The 355-nt window shown below is 65.9% G+C and carries 1 protein-coding gene; it reads left to right on the top strand.

Annotated features, from left to right (window positions below; all coding sequences use genetic code 11):
• Positions 1-355, top strand: a 355-nt coding sequence (locus tag N5079_RS35220; protein WP_261588556.1) for an acyltransferase domain-containing protein, incomplete at both ends; no start/stop codon positions are given.

Genomic DNA, 355 nt, shown 5'->3' with positions numbered 1-355 from the left:
CCCTACCACCGTCACCGGACACTCCGCCGGCGCCCTCGCAGCCGCTCACATCGCCGGCATCCTCGACCTCAACAACGCCACCACCCTCGTCGCCACCCGCGCCCACCTCATGTCAACCCTCCCCACCGGCGGCACCATCATCGCCATCCAAGCCACCGAACAAGAAATCACCCACGCCCTCATCCCCGGCGCCACCATCGCCGCCATCAACACCCCAACCAGCACCGTCATCTCCGGCGACACCACCCCAGTCCAACAAGTCGCCCAACACTTCCGCGACCAAGGCCGCAAAACCCGCCAACTACCCGTAAGCCACGCCTTCCACTCCCACCGAATGGACCCCATCCTCAACGCA

It is taken from the genome of Planotetraspora sp. A-T 1434 (genome assembly GCF_025420585.1).
Taxonomy (GTDB): Bacteria; Actinomycetota; Actinomycetes; order Streptosporangiales; family Streptosporangiaceae; genus JAOEGB01.
Note: the sequence above shows the minus strand (reverse complement) of the source record. Positions and strands in the feature narration are given on the sequence as shown.